The sequence below is a fragment of the Pirellulales bacterium genome (genome assembly GCA_036490175.1).
GTDB lineage: Bacteria > Planctomycetota > Planctomycetia > Pirellulales > JACPPG01 > JACPPG01.
The window spans coordinates 44,099-64,483 of the sequence record DASXEJ010000227.1; the positions used below are offsets into that span (position 1 = coordinate 44,099).

Sequence of the window (20,385 nt, forward strand, 5' to 3'; positions counted from 1 at the left end):
ACCCCTGACGGCCCATCTGGCGCGATTGTTCCGGACTGCAACCGGCAGGCGAGGGAATCGCACCACGACTCATCGATTTCTATCGGTTGCGCAGTGAGGCAACTCGCATTAAGCGCAGGCGCACGGCACCACTACGCCAGATGGCGCAACTGGAAACTCCCCTTCGTCCCGGGCGCAGAATCGGCCGCCGCAGAGCTACGTTTTGGGGATCGCCACCCGTTCGCCCCCTTTCATGGCCGACTGGTGGGCGCAGATGCCGGTCATGGTCCAATTGGCGCTCGCGCCGGCGTCGGGGCGCGGCGGCCGATCTTCCACGATGGCGCTAATGAACTCGTGGGCCAGGTGCGGGTGCGAGCCACCATGACCACTGCCTTGAATGAAAGAAAGATGCTGCGCATCGTCGGCGTCGTACACTCCCTTGGTTGTGTAGCGGCGAATCCCCTCGGGAAGCAAGTGGGCAAAGTCGGGCACGGTAACCCGCTCGGGCTTTTCGCCCTGATGCAGCACGCACGGTTCGTGCTCGATGCGCGTCCATTCAAACGTAGCCTTGTCGCCGTAGACGTCGAAGCTCTCGATGTACTGCCGCGCCGTCTCGAACAGGCTGCGCGTGACCTCGCAGGCCAGATTCGAGTCCGCCATCTTGATCGTGGCCGTCTCGACAGCGAACGGAGAGCCATACTTGGCCGTCAGCGCCTCGCTAATCTGGCCCGACCCGTGGCAGACCACGCTCTCGGCCCGTTTGTTCGGCAGGTGCAGGCAAGGGCTGACGCAGTGCGTGGCGTAGTGCATCGGGGGCAATCCCTCCCAGTAGCCAGGCCAGCCAGCCATCTCCTGCTGATGCGCACCGCGCAAAAACTGAAGGCGTCCCAACTTCCCGGTTTCGTAAAGCTGCTTCACGAATAGGAATTCGCGACTGTAGACCACGGTTTCCATCATCATGTAGTGCTTGCCGCTTGCCTTCTGGGCCGCGACGATGGCCAGGCATTCCTCCACGGTCGTTCCCATTGGCACGGTGCTTGCCACGTGCTTGCCGGCCCGCAGGCCTGCCAGGCTCTGCGGCGCATGATCGGGGATCGGCGTGTTGATGTGCACGGCGTCCACATTCGGATCGGCCAGCACGTCCTCGTACTTTTGGTAGCGAGTTTTAACGCCAAAATGGTCGCCAATCTGGTCCAACTTCTCTTTGCTGCGCTGGCAGATGGCATACATCTCGGCTTGCGGATGATTTTGGTAAATGGGAATGAACTCGGCGCCAAAACCCAAACCAATGATTGCGACGCGCACCTTTCGAGGGCTTGCCATAAGGGATCCTATTCCGCAGTGATGTCCGGGGAGCAATGATTGCGGTCGCAGCAGGGCGATACCGCAGTGACCAGCAAGAGGTGATTACCAGAGAAAACGTGGCCAGATTACAATACGCCGTGTGACGACGCAAGAAAACGCTGCCGAACCATCGAGCGAAGCACACCGGCTCGACGATTATCGCTGGCTGACATCCGCCGAAGCTAGGCCCTGGCTCGAGCTAGCCACCACGGCCACACAGTCGACGGTGCAGCTCACGGCACTGTTGCGCCGGCAACTTTCGCCGGCGCGCACGCACCTGGTGCTGGAACAGGTCGAGTTGCGGCGGCGCGCGACCGCCAAATTTGCAGCCGCGGCAGAAATGTTTTTCGCACCCCGCGCACTTGAGCAGGCCACGGACCAGTTCGTGGCCGCCTACAAGGCCGCGCGGTTTCCGGCGGACGAGCCGGTCGCGGATTTGTGCTGCGGCATTGGCGGAGACCTCTTGGCGCTCGCGGCCCGCGGGCCTGTGACCGGTGTCGACCGTGATCTGGCGCTTGCGCTGCTGGCAGCGAAAAACGTCACGATTCCTCAGGGCGAGCACGAGACACCGCTCCATCAACCGGCGGCCCAGGGCAGGGCAGGGGGGACTACGCCAGTCGGAGTGATCGTTGGCGACGTGGCCACGTTCGATGTCGGTAATATCGCCGCCTGGCACATCGACCCTGATCGTCGACCGCAGGGACGCCGCACCACGCAAGTGGAATTGCACGAGCCCGGCCCGGACGTGATCGATCGCCTGCGCATGTTGTGCCCACAGGCCGCGGTGAAACTGGCGCCGGCGGCGGTTGTTCCTGACGCCTGGGCCGAAGTTGCCGAGCAAGAATGGATCAGCCGCGCTGGTCAATGCCGGCAACTCGTCTGCTGGTTCGGAAGCCTGGCAGAAAATCCTGGCTCGCGCCGTGCGACGATCGTTGATCGCGGTTGGCCGGTGGTGCGATCGATCGTCGGTTGTGCAGACGACGAAGTGCCGCATGCAGTCGCGCTCGGCCGGTATATATTCGAACCCGACGCTGCGGTGCTGGCCGCTGGTTTGACGGCAACGCTTGCCAACGAGCATGGCCTGGAAGCCATCACGCCTGGTGTGGCCTATCTCACGGCAGACCGGCCAATCGTCGACTTGGCACTGGCCCGTTTCCAGATTCGCGAGGTGTTGCCGCTCGACCTGCGACGATTGCGCGATGTATTGCGGTCGCGGAACATCGGCACGCTGGAGATCAAAAAGCGCGGCGTCGAGTGCGAGCCCGAGCAGCTGCGCCGCCAATTGCGACCGGCGGGCGATGCCTCGGCCACGCTCATCGTGCTACCGATGGCCGGCCGGCCGACAGTGATCCTGGCGGATCGCCTGGTCGCGGCCGGATCGACAGGTTGATCCGCCGCCCCTGCATCGCCGGCACCCACACGCGTCCCAGGGGTCAACTCGTGCGCAATCGCTCGACCAGTCCCGCGGTAAAGCCCAGGGGGTCGTCACGATCGCGGCTGGCCGCCATCAGCCGATCGTAGCAGCCGGCGCGGCGCGCCAACTCCAACATGCTGGGGGCGAAACCCGTAGTGCGCACGGTCGGGCCCAGTCGTTCCACCGCGGCGTCGAAGGCTTCTCGATCTCGGCCGGCACGCGCGAGCAGCGCGATCAGAACCTCGGCCGGGCCAGCTTCCTCGGCGGCATCCGCCCGCTCGCGGAAAAAACGGATAGCGGCATCTACGTTCTCGTCGAGCAGTCCTTGAAAGAACAAGGCGTGGGCCGGATACGTGTCGGCGAACGGTTCCTGTCCCGGGAACTTGTATTGGCTGCTCAGCCGTCGCCCGTACTCGGTCAAGTCGAGCGCGGTGCGCAGCGCTTGCTTGTCATCACAAGAGAGCGCGAATCGCACCACGGCCGCCAGGTGCGTGGTGTCGACATGATAATTGTCGTTCTCGAACAGCCAGGGCCGATTCGCCACCAGCGCGGCGAGCGAAGTATCCTCCGGCTCCGCCCCTTCCCGTCTTGCGATATCGGCCTTTACGTTGCGCAGCAGCTCGCCGTGCAGGTGGTTGATCAACAGGGCGGCCACCTCTTGCCGGTCGGATTTTGGTCGGTTGTGCATCTGGCCGTCGAACAACGTTATGGCGTTGCAGGTGCCGTAATGAGCCAACACGTACTCGAATCCCAATCGTGGACAGGCCCCTTCGTACAGAGCGACTTCGATTATCTCTTCATAGTTCTCGGCATCGCGCGGAATTTGTTCCAGACTGCGGGCCACCGCCGCCCGATCGCCCACGGGGCGCAGGTACATCCAGGCCTCGCGCACACGGCCGTGAGAAAGCAACAACTCGCCCACTTCGCGGCAGGCCGCTAAATAGGCGTCTTCCATTTTGGTCCGCACGGGTTCGGGCAGGTCGTCCAGGCTCGAGGTCATGATTACTGACAAGCCCAGCGTGTGCCGCGCTTCCATCAACCGCGCATCGAATAACTCGTGGTATTGTTCCTGTTGCCGCAAATGTTCGGTTAGGCGGTGAAAGATGCCCACGATTCCCTCGTGGTCAGCGGCACTCTGCAGTTCGTCGAAAAGAGTCTGGGTCTGCGCCATCGGAAGATTTTGCACTGGTTGCTTTGATTGTGAGGAAGGTGCCCTAGGCAATCGTATCAGAGCAAATCCTTATATTCCACGATGCAGATCGCGGCGCGGGGCGCCGTTTGTCGGATTCGAGCGGTGAAGTGCCTCTTTTTCCTCGGACACGCCTCGGTTAGCATGAAACCAAGCGTGCCATCCCGCGAGTGAGACACACGGGGATACTTTCTCCGGCCGATGATGGCGATGCCGACGCGGCGCGCGGCAGAGATTCGCCGTGGGGCTAACGAAGATGCCGCTGGTATTGTCTCGTGACTTATGCTGGATGGCGGTTTGTAGAAACAGTTTTAGGCGAGTAACCCCTCGATCATGCCCAACGACGTGCCAGGTTTCAGCGGATTGCGTGTAGCGGCGTTCGAGAGCCGTCGCGCCGACGAGATGGCACGTCTGATTGAGCGCATGGGGGGTGTTGCTTCGGTCAGCCCGTCTTTGCGTGAAGTACCGCTGACGACCAATCCCGACGCCGTCGACTTCGCCTATCACTTGATTAGCGGCCAGATCGATATCGTGGTGCTGATGACCGGCGTGGGCTTGCGCCACTTGGTGGCGCAGGTCGAGCGGCACGTCCCGCGCGACCGCTTTTTGGCGTCGCTTTCGGACGTGACGACGGTCGCGCGCGGGCCCAAGCCCGTGACTGTGTTGCGCGAGCTAGGGATCACTCCCACCTGGCGCGTGCCCGAGCCGAACACCTGGCGCGAGGTGTTGGCCACGATCGATCAGCACGTGCCCGTCAGAAATCAGATCGTTGCGGTGCAGGAATATGGCCTGCCCAATGCCAGCCTGGTCGCTGGGCTGGAAGCGCGCGGAGCTGGCGTGCGCACCGTCAAAGTTTACGAGTGGGATTTTCCCGAGGATACCCGGCCGCTCGCGGACAATGTCCGCGCGATTGCCGCCGGCGAGCGAGACCTGGCCTTGTTCACGTCGGCCCACCAGGTGGTGAACATGCTGCGGATGGCCGAGCAATTGGAAGTGACGCCGTCGCTACGGCAGCAATTCCGCCGCATGGTGGTCGCCTCGATCGGCCCCACGACCAGCGAAACGCTGCGCGACAACGATCTGACGGTCGACGTCGAACCAGAACATTCCAAGATGGGGCACCTGGTCGCGGCGGCAGCCGCCCAAGGCCCCGAACTGCACCGGCGCAAGCAGCCCATCACCACATCGGGCAATGGTGCCCGGCACCAACCCTCTACCCTCGGGCCGGCGCGAGGGCCCTGGGACGACGGCCCGTTTATGAAGGCCTGCCGCCTCGAGCCGACCGATCGCACTCCGATCTGGTTGATGCGTCAGGCCGGGCGCTACATGGCCGAGTACCGCGCCGTGCGCTCGAAGACGACATTTTTAGAGCTGTGCCGTAACCCGCAGCTCTGCACCGAAGTCATGCTCACGGCCGTGGAGCGCTTGAACGTCGATGCGGCGATCATCTTTGCCGATCTGTTGCCCATGCTCGAGCCGATGGGGCTGGATCTGGAGTTTGCCGCCGGCGAAGGTCCGGTGATCCATAATCCCGTGCGCGACGCGGCCGACGTCGATCGTGTCGTCGAGCTTGTGGACGTCGATTCGCTCGACTTCGTCATGGAGACCGTGCGGCTGACGCGCGCCGGCTTGCCCGCCCAGATTCCCGTGCTGGGATTTGCCGGCGCGCCGTTCACGCTCGCCAGCTACACGATCGAAGGGGGCGCGAGTCGCAGCTATCTGCACACCAAGACGCTGATGTACCGTGATCCCGGCGCGTGGGATGAACTGATGTCGCGGCTGGCGCGCAGCGTAACACGGTACTTGAATGCGCAAGTCGCAGCCGGCGCCCAGGCCGTGCAACTGTTCGACAGTTGGGTAGGTTGCCTGGGACCGGACGACTATCGCCGTTACGTGCTGCCCTACACGCGCTCGATCATCGAAGGAATCACGCCGGGCGTGCCCGTCATTAATTTTGCCACTGGCAATCCGGCACTGTTGCCTTTATTGGCCGAAGCCGGTGGGCATGTGATTGGCGTCGACTGGAGGATTCGTCTGGATGATGCCTGGCGTGCCGTCGGCGAAGGGCGCGGGGTGCAAGGCAATCTCGACCCGCTCGTGCTGCTTTCCGAGCCGGACGAGATTCGCCGCCGCGCAAAAGACGTTCTCGACCAGGCGGCTGGGCGGCCGGGGCATATCTTCAACCTGGGGCACGGCGTGATGCCTCAGACGCCCGTTGAGAATGTGATCGCGCTCGTCGAGGCTGTGCATGAGCTCGGGGCGCGTCGCCGGGGATGATCAGCCACGATCAACAAACGCCGCGCACGCGAATCGCGATCATTGGCGGCGGCATAACCGGTCTCGCGGCCGCCCATCGCTTGGGCGAGTTAGCGCCCGCCTGTCAGGCCACGGTGTTCGAGGCCAGCAGCCGTCTGGGCGGCATTCTGCACACCGTGCAACAGGACGATTTTCGGCTCGAGTTCGGTGCCGACAACTTCATCACCAACGTGCCCTGGGGTATCGATTTGTGCCGGCGCATCGGTTTTGCGGACCAGTTGCTCGAGACGGCCGCTACGCGCCGCCGTGCTCTAGTCGTGCGCGCGGGCAAGCTGCATCCCGTGCCCGAGGGCTTCATGCTGATGGAGCCGCGCGAACTGTGGCCGGTGCTGAAATCGCCGCTACTGAGTCTGCGTGGAAAAGCGCGCCTGCTGGCCGAATTCTTCATTCGCCCACGGCAGGCGACGGGAGACGAGAGCCTGGCGTCGTTCGCCCGACGTCGCTTGGGACGCGAGGCGTTCGAGCGGTTGGTGCAACCGTTGGCGGCAGGCATCTACACGGCCGACCCAGAAAAGCTGAGCCTCGCCGCCACGATGCCGCGATTCTTGGAAATGGAACGGCGCCACGGCGGGCTGATCCGCGCGGTCCGCAAGAGCAAGAGTGCAGGCGGGAATAGCACCGGCGGCGCAGGGAGTGGTGCCCGCTACAGCCTGTTTGTCGCCCCGCGCGAGGGAATGCAGTCGTTGGCCACAGCAGTGGCCGCGCGCCTGCCGGCAGAAACCATCAAGCTCAATTGCGCCGTGACCAAGCTCGCAGCGCGACCCGGCGGTGGGTGGAATGTCTGGACCGCCGAGGTCGCTGAACCGACAGCGTTCGACGCGGTTGTGCTGGCCACGTCGGCGCCGCTGGCGGCGAGACTCATCGAGTCTTTCGATAGCCTCCTGGCCAGCGCGCTCGCGGCGATTCCTTATGCCAGCTCGGCCGTGGTGGTCGCAGCGTACAAGGATTCTCAGTTGCAGCGCCCCTTGGATGGATTTGGCTTTGTCGTGCCCGACATAGAACGTCGCCCCATCCTGGCGGCCAGCTTCAGCAGCATGAAGTTCGTGAATCGGGCGCCGCAGGGTTGGCAGTTGGTGCGCGTTTTTTTGGGGGGTGCCGCTCGGCCTGATCTCGCGCTTGCTACGGAGGACGAGTTGCGGCGGATCGCGGCCGAGCAATTGTCGGAATTGATCGGCGCCCAAGGCGCTCCGGCCTTCGCACGCGTCGGACGCTGGCCCGGCGCGATGCCGCAATATCACCTGGGGCATTTGGAACGTGTGGCCGAGATTGGCGAGCTGGTTAAACCGTGGGCGGGCCTGCAGCTGGCCGGAAACGCCTACGAAGGCGTCGGCGTGCCTGCCTGCATCCGCAGCGGCGAAGCGGCCGCCGAACGGATCCTGGCCCTATTGCCTGCCTAGTGACCAGCCGTCACGCAGAATAGCGTCCTTGGGAACGACCACGATCCCATCGCGCACCATGGCTTGCGCACTTTCCTCTGTTGTTTCCAAGCCGGACTCGTTGATCACCCGCACGTTGCGGCCGATGCGGCAGTTCTTGTCGACGATTGCGCCCTCGATCAGCGTGTTGTCGCCGATTCCGATCGGCGGCCGGCCCGCCGCGCGGTGCGAGTCGACGTCGTCGGGCGTTTCGTAGAAGTCCGCCCCCATGATGACGGCATTTCGCACTGTAACGTTGCGCCCAATACGGCAGCGCAGCCCGACGACGCTATTTTCGATGACCGCGCCCTCGCCGATATCGCAGCCGTCGGCTAGCAGGCTGCCACGAATCGTGGCCCCCCGAATCCGCGACGGCGCCAGAAAGCGCGGGCTGGAATAGACAGGTTGCAGAGGCGAGGCCAAGTCGAACGGAGGTCGCTCTGCCGCCAGCTCTAGATTCGCCTGATAGAAAGAACGGATGGTGCCAATGTCTTCCCAGTAACCGTCGAACAAGTACATCTGCACTTTGTGCGTGCGAATCGACGTCGGAAAGATTTCCTTGCCGAAGTCGTGATAGTCTGTCTTCGAAAGAAGATCGATCAAGGTCTGCCGATTGAAGAGATAAATGCCCATGCTGGCCAGGCAATCGCGACCGTTGCTTTTCAGGCCGCGGGCGTCGATCCAGGCCGGATCGGTGCGGACAAGATTGACCTCTTCCGGCGTCTTGGGCTTTTCCAGAAAGCCGACCACGCGTCCGGTGTCGTCCATGCGCATGATGCCGAACCCCGAGGCGGCCTGGCGATCAACCGGCAACGCCGCGATCGTGACGTCGGCCTTGGACTCGCGATGGGCGCGCACCATGGCGGCAAAGTCCATGCGGTACAACTGATCGCCCGAGAGGACCAATACCAGGTCGACCCCCGGCTGTTGGATGTAGCGAAGGTTTTGCCGTACGGCGTCGGCCGTGCCCTGATACCAGCCGGCTTCGTCGAGCGTTTGCTGCGCGGCGAGGATTTCCACAAAGCCGCCGCTAAAGACATCGAAGTTGTACGATCGGCGAATGTGCCGGTGCAAGCTGACCGAGTTGAACTGTGTCAGCACGTAGATGCGATTCAAACCGCTGGCGATGCAGTTCGAGATCGGAATGTCGATCAGTCGGTATTTTCCCCCCAAGGGGACCGCTGGTTTGGACCTAAACTTGGTCAGCGGATAGAGCCGTTGTCCACGTCCGCCACCCAGAACCAGCGTCAATACTCGATCCATGAAGTGTCCTAATCGATTGCAGCCGCGAGCGACGCCCAAATAGTCAGCCGGCGGCCCATAAGGGATATGATGGACACGTATCGTAGGTGGTAAACCGCGATTCGGCCAGACCCAGAAAAAGACGATGGCCGGAAGGCAAGACCCGGCTGTGTCACTGCCTGATCAACTGCATGGCAAAGCCAACCGCCGCTCAAATTCACAGTGACGAGCAGCTGCTCTTCTTCCCGACGATTGGCCGCTTCGAGGCCGACGCTGGCTCGTGGTATTTGCCGATTCACGGCTGGATTTTCAAGCCCGAGTTCGATTCGCTCCGCCGGGCGGCCGCGGTCAGTTTGTTGCGCCGGTGGGTAGGGTTGGAAGCTAGCGGGCTGGAATCCGAACTCTTTGAAGCGCGTTTGCGATCCTTTCTGGTCAATAATCGTCCACGCAAGGTCGTGGCCGTTTCGCTCGACGAGCAGCATTACAGCCTGATCCGCTCGGCGGCCAATGGTCACATCGTCGATGCGTTGAGGCTATCTCCCACAGCCATCGACGTTGTATTGGCGAAGCAAACATCAAACGTCCCTCCCGCAGCCAACGATGGACGCGTCTTGCAGTTCGACGCAATCCTACCGGCCGGCGATGCGCGTGCCGTGAGCGGGGCGATACACTTGCTGAACGAACAGGGGTTGTCCGTCATCTCGGACATCGATGACACGATTAAGATCACGCACGTCCACGATCGCGTGGCCCTGTTGCGACAAACGTTCTTGCGCGAGTTCGAGCCGGTACCGGGCATGGCCGAACTCTATCGGCGCTGGCGTGCCGCGGGAGCCACGTTTCACTATGCATCGCGCAGTCCCTGGCAGCTGTTTACGCCCATTGGCGATTTCCTGGCCGCCCACGGCTTTCCAGCGGGCACTTTTCACATGCGCCATTTCCGTTGGAGAAACGCCGGCACTCTCAAGCGAGACCGCACCGGGTCCAAGAAGCTGGCCGTGATCGATGAAATCCTTGCGGCCCTGCCGCATCGACGATTCGTGTTCGTCGGCGATTCGGGCGAGCACGATCCGGAAATCTATGGTGCACTGGCGCGCCGCTATTCAGAACAAGTGCGCGCGATCTTCATTCGCAACGTGACGGGCGAAGATGCCACGAGCGATCGCCTGCAGCGTGCCTTTGCCGATCTGCCCATCGAGCGCTGGCAGTTGTTTGACGACGCGCAGGAATTGCCTCTCGATCTATCGTGAGGAAGGTTTCCGCGGGGATCAGGCAACCGATGACAGTCCCGGCGTTGTCAGAGAGTGGCCGGGTGAGGAGGCTGAATCGCACCGTACCGCGTCGTCAGTCCAACGTCGCGACGTACGTTCGTAGCTCGGCCAGTTCGCGTTCGTAGCCGCCTGAAAGGATCGGGAAGCGGCACCAAGTCTTGGGGTCGAGGTTCTCGTCATCCAGATGGAAAGAGGGAGCGTAGCGCTCCCGCTTCCATTGATTGCGGCACCACAGCCGAAAGAATCGCTCGACCCATTCGCCCAATTGCCGCACCGAGTATTGGGGAAAGCGAGGCTGCATTTGTTGAAAGACCTCGATCGGCACCAGCTTGTCACGGATCGCGGCCCGTTCGATCGCGTCCAGCAACTCATAAGGCATCAGATCGGCCTCGTCGGTCTGGCCGGCAGCCGAGGGCCGCAACTCGGCCGTAGGAGGCTGACAGTTTACGGCCGCGAGCGCAGGCACCGGTTGACCTCCCTCGGGGCCCACGGATTCGAGCCATACGAGCCAGGAACGCAAGTATGCTTTGTCGATGCCGGCAATGGGCGAAAGTCCGCCGCTGGTATCACCGTCCATCGTGGCGTAACCGACGGCCGCCTCCGAGCGATTGCTGGTGGCCAGTAGCAAGCCCGAGCGCAAATTGGCCAACATCCACACGCCCGGGGCACGGACACGCGCCTGGATATTTTGTAGGGCCAGATCATCGTTACCCCAGGTCAGCTCGCGTCCCACGGCCAGCGAAACCATCGTCACGTATTGCTTCACCAGGCCATCGACGTCGAATTCGTAGTATTGCGCGCCCAGCGCGTGGGCCACTCCGGACGCCGCATCACGTGTCGTTTGCGAACTGTTCTGCGTCGCTTGATAAACGCATGTCACGAGCTGTGATATCAGTTCTGACGACGATCGCGCGCCGCGCAGCTCCGCGAGGTATCTCAGCTTGTCGATATAGCCGGCTAATCCCAGCTCGCGCACGCCTAGATCGACCATCATGGCCGCCAAGCAAGCCACGGCCGAGGAATCGGCGCCCCCACTGGCGGAAACGACCACGCCGTTCGATCGGCTCTTGCGCATGTAGTCGAACAGTGCCAGCGCCACGGCGCGGGCAAATTCCTCTTCCTTCGCGTGCGGCCCGGTCTCCCAGGCGGCCCGCTTGATTGCGGCCGGCACCGGCGCGACATGCGGATATGAAAAAGCTGCTTCGACAGTCGCGGCGTTCGTCTCTAACCGGGGCTCGAAGCTTCCCAAACGCGATTGCTGCATGCGCGTGGCGTCGACGTCGACGATAGCCGTGGTCAGTTGCCAATCGGCGAAGGAAAATCGGGGTCCAATCGCCGCCAGCTTTCCACCCGATGCCACCAATGCGCCGCCATCGTAAATTGCACGACCGGCCTCGTTGCCCAGCAGATTCGCGTACAAATAGCTGACGCCAAACGTGCGCGATCCTTCCAGCACAAAGCGGTGTCGAATCTCCATCTTGCCAAAGGCAAAGTGACTGGCGCTCGGGTTCAAGATGACGTCGACGCCGCGGCGGGCGAGTTCCGCGCCGGGGCGATTCGCAACCCAGGCATCCTCGCAGATCTCGAAGCCGATCTTTACACCGCCGACATCGAAGTCGATATCGCCCAGGGGGTAGTCTTGGCCCGCGATTGTGAATTCGCCACGATGCCCGGCGGGCCAAGGTTTGAACCAGCGCGGCTCGTAATGAATGCCGTCACCCGCCAGAAAGCGCTTGGCGACGAAGCCCAGTATCTGGCCGTCAGCCACCAGGCAGGCCGTGTTAAAGAGCGCGTGTTGATAGGGGACGGGCAACCCCAGCGAAACAATCAGTCCCGTGGTGTGCGGCACGATCTCGGCCAGCACGTCAGCGGCCATCTGCTGCACGCCCGGTGACTGAAAGGCGTCTTCGCAGCCATAGCCCGAAATGCACAGTTCAGGCAGGCACAGAATGCTGACACGCTCCGCCTGCGCCGCCGCGATCACCGCCAGAATGCGGTCCCGATTGCCATTCCAATCGAGCGGCGTCTGATTGAGCACCGCCGCCGATACTTTGACGAGCTTCATGAAAGGCTCTTACAGCCAGCGAGCGCCAGGGGAAAGCCACAGTCGGCCGATCTTCGCCATACTCATTTATAACGCGCAGCCCTGATCGGTTCACTCGCCCAATACCTGGCGGAGGCGGTCCAACTCGTCGCTATTGGTCTGCGAGCGGCTGGCCAGATCGGCAAGGTCTGAACGCAGTTGGGCGACACTCGAGCGCAACTCGTCGACTTCACGACGAAGTGCAGCAAGCTCGGTATCGCCAGCCGACGATCGGTGTCCGACGGTCGCTGCCGCGACAGCGGCATGACCCTGCGCTACCTGGGACGATTCACTGCGCGGCGTGGGAGCTGCTATGCTCCGCGGTGACGCCCCCTCGGCATGCGCAGGCTCGCCGGGCGGTGGTCCCGAGTGATCGCCAATTTGGCGACGGACTTTGTCCATCTCTTCGGGCAAATAGAGCGCGTGGCTGACGATCTGGCCGCGCCCGTCGGGCGTCAGGCTTTGAACCAACCCCTTGGACCTTAGCGAATCCATGATCCCGCGCAGGGCCGACAGGTCGGGGATGGGATCCATGCGTGCCGCCCTGCCGCGGAGCTCGCCCTCGGTCTGCGCACCGCGTAGCAGCAACTCGGCCATCACTGCCAACTCGACCTTGTCCACGCCCAGCCATTCGTAAAGGTAATGCCGGTACTTGCCCACGCGGCCGCTCCCCTGCACGGCGGCGACCGCGCCGAGAGCCCGCAACCGGTCGAGCGACATTTCGACCTGATCAGACTCATATTGCGTGAGCGGATGACGGTTGTTCTTCTGATTGCAACCCGTCACCAACCCGTTAAGGGAAAGAGGGTAGGTGTCGGGAGTGGTTTTGGCCTTCTCAGCCAACACGCCCAAGACACGGCGATCGATGGCGGCAATCGGCTGCCAGCGCGGCGCCGTGGATGCGGAATCGGTGTTGGTGCTCGACATGTTGCTGGTCCTTGGCAGGCGGCCGGCGGCAGGATTCAAGCGTTGCGCCGGCGGGCACTCTTTATGCCATGCCTCGCGACGAGCGTCCAGAGATCGTCGGCCGTCTCGATTCCGCGCAGCAGACCCTTTCGGCAGGCGTGTCGGGCGAGTAAGTTCTGGACTGGATTTGTCTTGACGATGAGCCACTCTCCGTCACCCGCGTAGCGCCCTCAAAAGGAATCCATCATGAAAAAAACTGTTGCGGTCCTTTCCGTCCTGTCGGTGTTGGTCTGCTTGAGCTATGCGTGGGGTGCGGCCGTCGCGGCGAATTCCGCCGGCAAGAACTCTACGCTGTTGTCACACAGCGTATACTTCGCGCTGAAGGAGCCATCCGATGACGCGCGCCAGCAGCTAGTGGCCGCTTGCAAAGAGCACCTGTCGCAGCATCCGGGCCTTGTCTTTTTCTCGGCCGGCACGTTGTGCGACGAGATCAAGAGCGGCTTGAACGACCGCGAATTCGACGTTGTCGCCTTGATGGTCTTCAGTGACCACGCGGCCTTCCATGCATATGCCGACTCGGCCTCGCATAAAAAGTTCGTCGCAGAGAATCTCACCAAGTTCAAAGGCGTGCGGGTTTTCGACGCCGATGTCGAGCGCGTGGCCGTACCAGACGACGCCAAGGCTGCCAAGTAGTCGCCCTCGGCTGAAAAATGTGCGGCGACATCAACGGCGGGGCTTGTCCTTCGCGCCGGCGGACAATTCTGTTTGACCGTTCGCCACGGACGAAACGGACAGAAAGAGCTTGCCGCGCGAAAACTCCCGTTCGTTAATCGACACTTCCTCGGCGAGTTGCTCCCGCAGCGTGGGGACATAGTCCTCTTGCGACAGGATCAGCACGCGCGGATGAGCGCGCAGATAGGCCGTGATCTCATCGACTTGCTCGATGTTGAACAGGCGGATTTCGGTATCGCGGTTGTAGAACATCAGGCTGTCTTCGTACCGCCCATAACAAATGATCGGCGTCTTGCCATTGTTTCCCTCGCCGCGAAACTGCGCGACCTGCGCCGCCAGCGAACGCTTGGTAGCGATCGTCGGATAAATATCCACAAAGCCGACGACCATTAATGCCAACGGCACAGCCGCCGCAAACCACCAACGTGCCGGATTGTTGGCGAAGGATCTGCGCGAAACATACCAATACAGCACGATGGACCCTACCACTAAAAGGGAGCATTCGATCCATTGGTTGGATTCTCCCCCGTCGACGATGAAATCGGCTACTCCCAGGATCACGCCGCCGATCAACGCCAGGCGCGTGCCGTGAAAGGGGACCCAGCGACGCATGCGCGTCATGAACGTGTCATTGATTGGTGTCGCTATTGCCAAGTCCAGCATGGCTCCCAGCAAGAGACCCAATGGTGGCAGGGCAGGCAGGATATACGGCGGCAGCTTGCCCGTGGACAGTGAAAAGAACCCGATGATCCACACCGCAGACAGCAGCAAGTAACCCTGAGAGCGCGTGCGGCAGTTCAACAAGGCCGGCGTGCGACGAAACAGGTAGCCGGCCAAGATCGGCAGCAGCAGTGACGCCGGAAACATGCCGATCGCCAGCACCATGCCATAGAACCACCACGGTTCGACGTGAACCAGGTTGGTCGTATAGCGCATGACGTGATGTTCCCAGAAGAAATACCTGAGAAAACCAGGCTGGCGAATGGCAACCGCAATGAACCAGGGCAAGGCAATCGCGGCGATCCCGGCGCCGAACCACGCCCAATCTCGTAGACGCACCTTGGCCCCCTCGCGCGTCAACCAGCGCGAAGCAACAAGCGGAGGCAGGGTCAGCACCAGGGTGACAGGTCCTTTGGTCATCACGCCCAGTCCGCAGGCGAGCGAGGCAAATAGCCACCAGCCGGCGTGCAAACGCGGACCTCGGGTAGCCAAATACAGGCTCAGCATGGTGGCCGTCGTAAAGAGGGCCAGCAGCCCGTCCATGATCAGAAACCGGCTCGACAGTGCAAAGCCGAACGATAGCAGCAGCATCAAGGCGCCCAGCAAGGCACCCCGTTCCCCAACCAAACGTCGCCCCATCCAGAACGTTGCCAGTATCGTGCCCAGCCCGGCCAATGCCGTGACCATGCGGGCCGCGTAGTCATGGACACCCAGAATGTGATAACTGGTCAATGTCAGCCAATACAATAACGGCGGTTTGTCCAGGTAGTGCGTCCCTTCGCGGGTGGGGATCAGCCAGTCGCCCGAATCGAGCATTCCTGTGGCTATCAGTGCGTAACGGGCTTCGTCCGGTTCGATCAGTGGAAACGTCAACCGCGCGAACAGGAAGAACACCGCCACGACCATCAACAAGGCTACATGCCAGGGGCACACTGTCGAGTTCGCGTCGTTGGGCCCTGTGTCCGCGGTCGGAAACATGATCGTGTTCCACCACGAAGCGGCCAACTCTCCCAACAAGGCAAGCGCTTGCCGCGGCGCAATAGGCGGCGCGCCAGCGGCACGTTTCCGGTCCGCAACGTCGATTTCGACCACCGCCAAGCCCTGCCGGCGCGCTTTGGACAGCAACTCGGCGTTGATGAACAGCGTGTCTGATTGTGGGGCGAGTTGCTCGAGCACTTCCCGGCGAAATAATTTGAGCGCGCCATTGCAGTCGCGCACATTGGTCCCCAGCAGAAGATCCGCCAACATGCTGTAGGCCTTGGACGCCGTGCGGCGAAGCCAATTGTCTTGGCGATCGATGCGGTAACCGCAGATTACGTCGCAGCGGGGAGCCAGCTGGGCCAGCCAGTTGACGTCTTCGGGGGCCAATTGCGTATCGGCCGCAACGATCCCGACGTAACTTTTTGTGGCCGCACTCAGCCCTGTCCGCAGGGCTTCGCCATAGCCCAGCGGGCGTGACGCGTGCAGGATGCGAAGCGTCGCGGGCTTTGCAGCGGCCAGCCTGGCCAGCTCGGCGTCTTGTTGATGGCCATCGCCCACCAGCAGGATTTCGTAATCCGTTGTCAGCCGAGCCAGAGCTTCCTCGGTCGATTGCACGAGCGCAGCGACGCTCTGTTCGGCACGGGCCACTGGTAGTACCAGCGAGATGCTGATGCCCGGCGCGGTGCCGCTAGTCGGCCCTCCGGCTGTCACTGAATCCGTGGCTTGTGTCCGCTTCAATCCCGACGCCTCCATGCGTTCCTCGGTTGAATGGCTTATTAGACAATGAATGGCGTGGTCGTGTTCCGCGCGACCAGCCTGATGCCGCATGTCAAATTCGCCGGTGGCACGAGAGATTAATAACCCATTGCACTCCCCTGCGAAGGGGAGAGCCAAAGGCAAGCACAAGGAAAAATGGCCGCGGTCCTTTTGTTCCGCCGAGCGAAATGGCTGCTAGCATCTGGCACGATGACTCAGCCGCGAATATCAATAAGTCGAGACCGCAAATGACAACATTGTCATACCACGCATCGGCGCATCGCGCGGCGCGAGTGGCGGTGTATAGGTGAGGTTCGCCGTTAGTGTCAATAGATGCGCGACGCGCGGCCCCTGCCCGGGTTTGTCCACATTTCGCACTTGGCGACCACGCCGGTTGGCCGCTGCCGACTTAGGATTTTTCGACGAGCCATGCTGCCCTTGACCATATGTTGGCTTGTCGCGAGACTCCCGCGATGCGATTGCTGCCACGCTACGTATTGATCGAATTCGTCAAGGTCTTCCTGGTGACCGTCACCACATTGACAACGATCATGATGCTAGCAGGCGTGGCCAAGGAGGCCGTCGACCAGGGCCTAGGGCTGATCCATGTCCTGCAAATGCTGCCATTTATTCTTCCCAATGCGCTATTGTTTGCGCTGCCGGGCAGCATGCTGTTTGCCACTTCGATCGTTTACGGTCGCATGTCGGGATCGAACGAGATCGTGGCGATTAAATCTCTCGGCATCAACCCCATGACGGTCCTGTGGCCTGCCCTGGTGTTCGCCTTTTTGATGAGCCTGGTCTGCGTGTGGCTGAATGACGTGGCCGTTTCCTGGGGCTTTAACAACGTGCAGCGGGTCGCCATCGAAGCCATCGATGACATCGCTTACGGCATGTTAGAGCGGCAGAAGTCGTTTAACTCGAATCGATTTTCCATCAACGTGCAACGGGTCAACGGGCGGCAGCTGGTTAAGCCCGTGGTCACGTTCGCCGCCACGGGCGAGAATCCTCCGCTGACGATCACGGCCCAGGAAGCGGAACTGCACAAGGATACGCAGCGCAACATCCTGGCCATCGTCTTTCGGCAAGGCATCCTGCACGCGGCCAAGCAGAACAGTTACCACTTCGACACCGAGGAACGCGAGATCCCACTGCACGATGCCAGCGGCAAGCAGGAAACCAAGCACCACCCGGCTCACGTCGCCATGAAAGACGTTCCTGCCGAGATTCGTTGGCAGCAAGGGATCATCAATCAGACCCGGCAGGACATGTCGGCACGCGCGGCCTATCTGTTGGCCACCGGCGACTTCGCGGCGCTCGCGAATCCGCACTGGGAGGAAGAGCGGAAGAACCTGGAGTTCCTCGAAGGACAGTTGTCCCGGTTCTATACCGAGCCGCCGCGACGTTGGGCCAACGGCTTCAGCTGCCTGTTCTTCGTACTTATCGGTGCACCGATGGCGATTCGCCTGCGCAACTCGGACATCTTCACCAGCTTCTTCGCCTGCTTCCTGCCGATCCTGGTGGTGTACTATCCGTTGCTGATCTACGGCGTAGACGCGGCCAAGGACGGCGTATTGCCCCCGTCGAGCGTATGGCTAGGCAACGTCATTCTGGCGTTGTGGGGCATCTGGCTGATGCGCAGGGTCGTCCGGTTCTAGCAGAACGTACCGGAAAGATTAGCAATTAGCTCAGGCGACGCGCCGCACGCTCGCGCCGCGAGGCATTCGGGGCGGCCAGGTGAATCCAGCGGGCGACCAACTGCTCTAGCGCGCCGTCCATCCAGTCACCGAATACGACGAGCGCTTGTTCCTCCGCGGCCGTCAGTTGAGCGACTTCGGCCTCGACCGCGGTCGAGAGATATCCGTGATTGAAATCGGTCTTCGGCTTACGCATGGCCCGTCCCTCCCCCCGAATGCGGCTGATCTTGGCGACCCGTGGCCCATATTTCCGTGTGCCCTGGCCCGGTGAGGAATGGTCGAAATATCCGACCGTCTCTCCTCCCCTACTACGAAAGACAAGCGCAATCCGTTCTGGTTCGCTACAGGTCGAAGCGGAAAAATCGGCCAGAAGCGGCGCTGGGGTAAAAAAAGCCGAGAGCCCAAACCGTCTTGCTGTTCGGGGAAGCAAAGCCGGCCGGGCTCTCGTCTCGACACTTTCACAAAAACCAGGGGGCGATCGGCCTTGCGGCAAAAAGGGAGGGGCGTTTGCCGCACTCCCTCAAGCCAACCGCGGCGGTCATTTCACGGTTATTCCGCCTTGCCGGCGCCTCCCCGAAAACGCTCCAACCCGGTTGCCAATTCGTTTTGATCGATTGTTCCATCACCGTTGGCATCGAGGCGACTGAATCCCCGCCGAAAGCGTTCCGGCAGCTCGTCTTCGCTCAACTTGCCATCTCGGTTCTTATCGCCAGCCAATAGCCGTTGCCACAACTTGCCGGCATTCGGGCCAGCGGCGGCCGCCACGGGCAGCTGCGGTTGCGCCCGCTGCAGCTCGGCGAGGGTGATCGAGCCATCGCCATCTTTGTCGAGCGCGGCCAGCGAATCCGCGGCCTTGCTGATCTCTTCGGCAGAAAGCTTTCCATCCCCGTCCTTATCGAGTGTTTGAAAGACGACCGCGGCACCCTGATCATTGCTCCCGGCGCCCAACGCTTTGCCTGCCGCGCCTAGAGCCTTGCCTTTTGGCGCCATTGCCAGCGCATTGCCTTTGGCGACAGCTGCGGCGGCCGATCCTTCGACCGTGTCCGTCGCGGCAGAGAGTTTTGCCAAGCGCGCACCTACCAGGTCGCGGACCTTGTCGAATTCGCCGCGCGAGAGCGCTCCGTCGCTATCGGAATCCGCTCGCTCCAGCAATCGTGAAAAGCCCTCGCGACGCTCATCGGGAACTTCGGCCGCGGTAATCTTGCCGTCACCGTTGGCGTCCCAGCGGTTGAATAGCGCGCCCACTTCAAAGCCGTCAGTACGTCCCTCCGGTCCGCGGGAGCCATCGACTGGCTGGATGGCCAATTTGGCGAGTTGCGAACCCTTCAGCCCGGCAGAGAACTCGTCTGCGTTGAGCTTGCCGTCCTTGTCGGCATCGGCGCTGCGCACGAGCCGCTGGAGAAGTCGCTGTTTCTCTTGGGGAATCTCGTCCAGGGTGATAAACCCATCCGAGTTCGCATCAAGTCGCTGGAAGAGTGTGGCGCTCTTTTGTTCGCTAGGTTTCTCGCCCGCCGGCGGTGCATCGGCCGAGGCCCATGCTGGCGCGGCTAGCACGGCTGCCAGCAAGGCGATACCGCGGAGCCGAGAAGGGCTTAGGAAATAGCTAATCGCGTACATGGCGTCCCAGCACAAGCTTTCGAAGAGCACCAGGGAGGTTATAAATCCCCCAGTTAGCATGAAACCATCGCCATGCCTGAAAGTTTCGCAGGCTGCGGCAAAGCCCCAAGGCCCCCGGCTATTCGGGTGACCGTAAGGCTAACAATGGTAGAACTTTGGGCGATCTTGTTTCGGACCGGCTCATCTCCTAGAATTCGCCTGATTATTTCCGTCCCGTCGATCGAACACTCGTGACACAACCGTCGTAACAGTTAACAGAGGAACACTCCGGTAGTGCAAGTTATTGCGCTGCCGAATTCTAGCGGCGTTGCAAGGAAGCATCGTTCTGGCCGCAATCGCGGGTCCGGCGTGATGCGCGAAATCAACAGCCGCTCTGAGATCGGCAAAGTCAGCACACGTGCCACCGCACGCTCGCTGTGACAAAACAGGTTCATGGAGGAATGGTTCAACTGACCGCCGCACGTTGGCCGATGAGACGGGTGCAGAGAGTTTCCGTGCCCGCGAGGTCATGCCAACGTGACAGGGAATGCGGCGCCGGCAGTAGTTTGAAATCGAACGATCAACCTTTGGCGGAGAGTGTTAGCTCAAAGAGGTTCAGTCGGCCACGACAAATCTTTCAGAGGTCCTTTCGGACCGGCCGCAGGAACAGGTGAGCTAAGCCGCGAGAGTGCTTATCGTTCAAGTCAAGCTGGCGACTTATTCCGGCTCAATACACGAATGGCT

14 protein-coding genes are annotated in these 20,385 nt (G+C 61.7%); 6 read left to right on the forward strand and 8 right to left on the reverse strand.

All coding sequences use genetic code 11. The annotated features are described in order from the left end of the window. Positions 1-195: 195 nt before the first annotated feature. On the reverse strand, positions 196-1,302 hold the full coding sequence (locus VGG64_16480; GenBank protein HEY1601201.1) for a Gfo/Idh/MocA family oxidoreductase: 1,107 nt from the start codon (positions 1,300-1,302) through the stop codon (positions 196-198). 121 nt (positions 1,303-1,423) lie between these two features. Here VGG64_16480 and VGG64_16485 point away from each other — a divergent pair, with 121 nt between their 5' ends. Next, a complete protein-coding gene (locus tag VGG64_16485; GenBank protein ID HEY1601202.1) occupies positions 1,424-2,713 on the forward strand; it encodes a class I SAM-dependent methyltransferase in 1,290 nt (429 codons plus the stop codon). A 43-nt stretch (positions 2,714-2,756) separates the two neighbouring features. Here VGG64_16485 and VGG64_16490 read toward each other — a convergent pair whose 3' ends face one another. Next, positions 2,757-3,908: a hypothetical protein gene (locus tag VGG64_16490; protein HEY1601203.1), complete on the reverse strand. Its 1,152-nt coding sequence runs from the start codon at positions 3,906-3,908 to the stop codon at positions 2,757-2,759. A 351-nt stretch (positions 3,909-4,259) separates the two neighbouring features. Here VGG64_16490 and hemE point away from each other — a divergent pair, with 351 nt between their 5' ends. Both hemE and hemG read left to right on the forward strand, forming a co-directional pair. Continuing rightward, on the forward strand, positions 4,260-6,203 hold the full coding sequence (hemE, locus tag VGG64_16495) for a uroporphyrinogen decarboxylase (GenBank protein ID HEY1601204.1): 1,944 nt from the start codon (positions 4,260-4,262) through the stop codon (positions 6,201-6,203). Then, positions 6,200-7,639, forward strand: coding sequence for a protoporphyrinogen oxidase (gene hemG, locus VGG64_16500; GenBank protein HEY1601205.1), 1,440 nt, complete (start codon positions 6,200-6,202; stop codon positions 7,637-7,639). The genes hemE and hemG overlap by 4 nt, the downstream gene beginning before the upstream one ends. On the opposite strand, the gene VGG64_16505 is transcribed toward hemG, so the two are convergent. Further along, on the reverse strand, positions 7,625-8,920 hold the full coding sequence (locus VGG64_16505; protein ID HEY1601206.1) for a glucose-1-phosphate adenylyltransferase: 1,296 nt from the start codon (positions 8,918-8,920) through the stop codon (positions 7,625-7,627). The two genes, hemG and VGG64_16505, sit on opposite strands and share 15 nt — an antisense overlap. A gap of 170 nt (positions 8,921-9,090) precedes the next feature. On the opposite strand from VGG64_16505, the gene VGG64_16510 reads away from it, so the two are divergent. Continuing rightward, on the forward strand, positions 9,091-10,149 hold the full coding sequence (locus tag VGG64_16510) for an App1 family protein (GenBank protein ID HEY1601207.1): 1,059 nt from the start codon (positions 9,091-9,093) through the stop codon (positions 10,147-10,149). A gap of 94 nt (positions 10,150-10,243) precedes the next feature. On the opposite strand, the gene nadE is transcribed toward VGG64_16510, so the two are convergent. Then, positions 10,244-12,235, reverse strand: a complete 1,992-nt coding sequence (nadE, locus tag VGG64_16515; protein ID HEY1601208.1) for an NAD(+) synthase — start codon at positions 12,233-12,235, stop codon at positions 10,244-10,246. Positions 12,236-12,325: 90 nt separating this feature from the next. Next, a complete protein-coding gene (locus VGG64_16520; GenBank protein ID HEY1601209.1) occupies positions 12,326-13,180 on the reverse strand; it encodes a DUF480 domain-containing protein in 855 nt (284 codons plus the stop codon). Between the two features lie 225 nt (positions 13,181-13,405). On the opposite strand from VGG64_16520, the gene VGG64_16525 reads away from it, so the two are divergent. After that, a complete protein-coding gene (locus VGG64_16525; protein HEY1601210.1) occupies positions 13,406-13,852 on the forward strand; it encodes a Dabb family protein in 447 nt (148 codons plus the stop codon). Positions 13,853-13,882: 30 nt separating this feature from the next. Here the strand turns inward: VGG64_16525 and VGG64_16530 are convergent, their stop codons facing one another. After that, on the reverse strand, positions 13,883-16,330 hold the full coding sequence (locus VGG64_16530; GenBank protein ID HEY1601211.1) for a phospholipid carrier-dependent glycosyltransferase: 2,448 nt from the start codon (positions 16,328-16,330) through the stop codon (positions 13,883-13,885). A gap of 491 nt (positions 16,331-16,821) precedes the next feature. On the opposite strand from VGG64_16530, the gene VGG64_16535 reads away from it, so the two are divergent. Further along, entirely contained in the window at positions 16,822-18,006 is a 1,185-nt protein-coding gene (locus VGG64_16535) for an LptF/LptG family permease (GenBank protein HEY1601212.1), read from the forward strand. Between the two features lie 25 nt (positions 18,007-18,031). Here the strand turns inward: VGG64_16535 and VGG64_16540 are convergent, their stop codons facing one another. Together VGG64_16540 and VGG64_16545 are read right to left on the reverse strand one after the other, a co-directional pair. Further along, positions 18,032-18,241, reverse strand: coding sequence for a hypothetical protein (locus VGG64_16540; GenBank protein ID HEY1601213.1), 210 nt, complete (start codon positions 18,239-18,241; stop codon positions 18,032-18,034). Between the two features lie 353 nt (positions 18,242-18,594). Continuing rightward, positions 18,595-19,662, reverse strand: coding sequence for an EF-hand domain-containing protein (locus tag VGG64_16545; GenBank protein HEY1601214.1), 1,068 nt, complete (start codon positions 19,660-19,662; stop codon positions 18,595-18,597). Between the last annotated feature and the right edge of the window lie 723 nt (positions 19,663-20,385).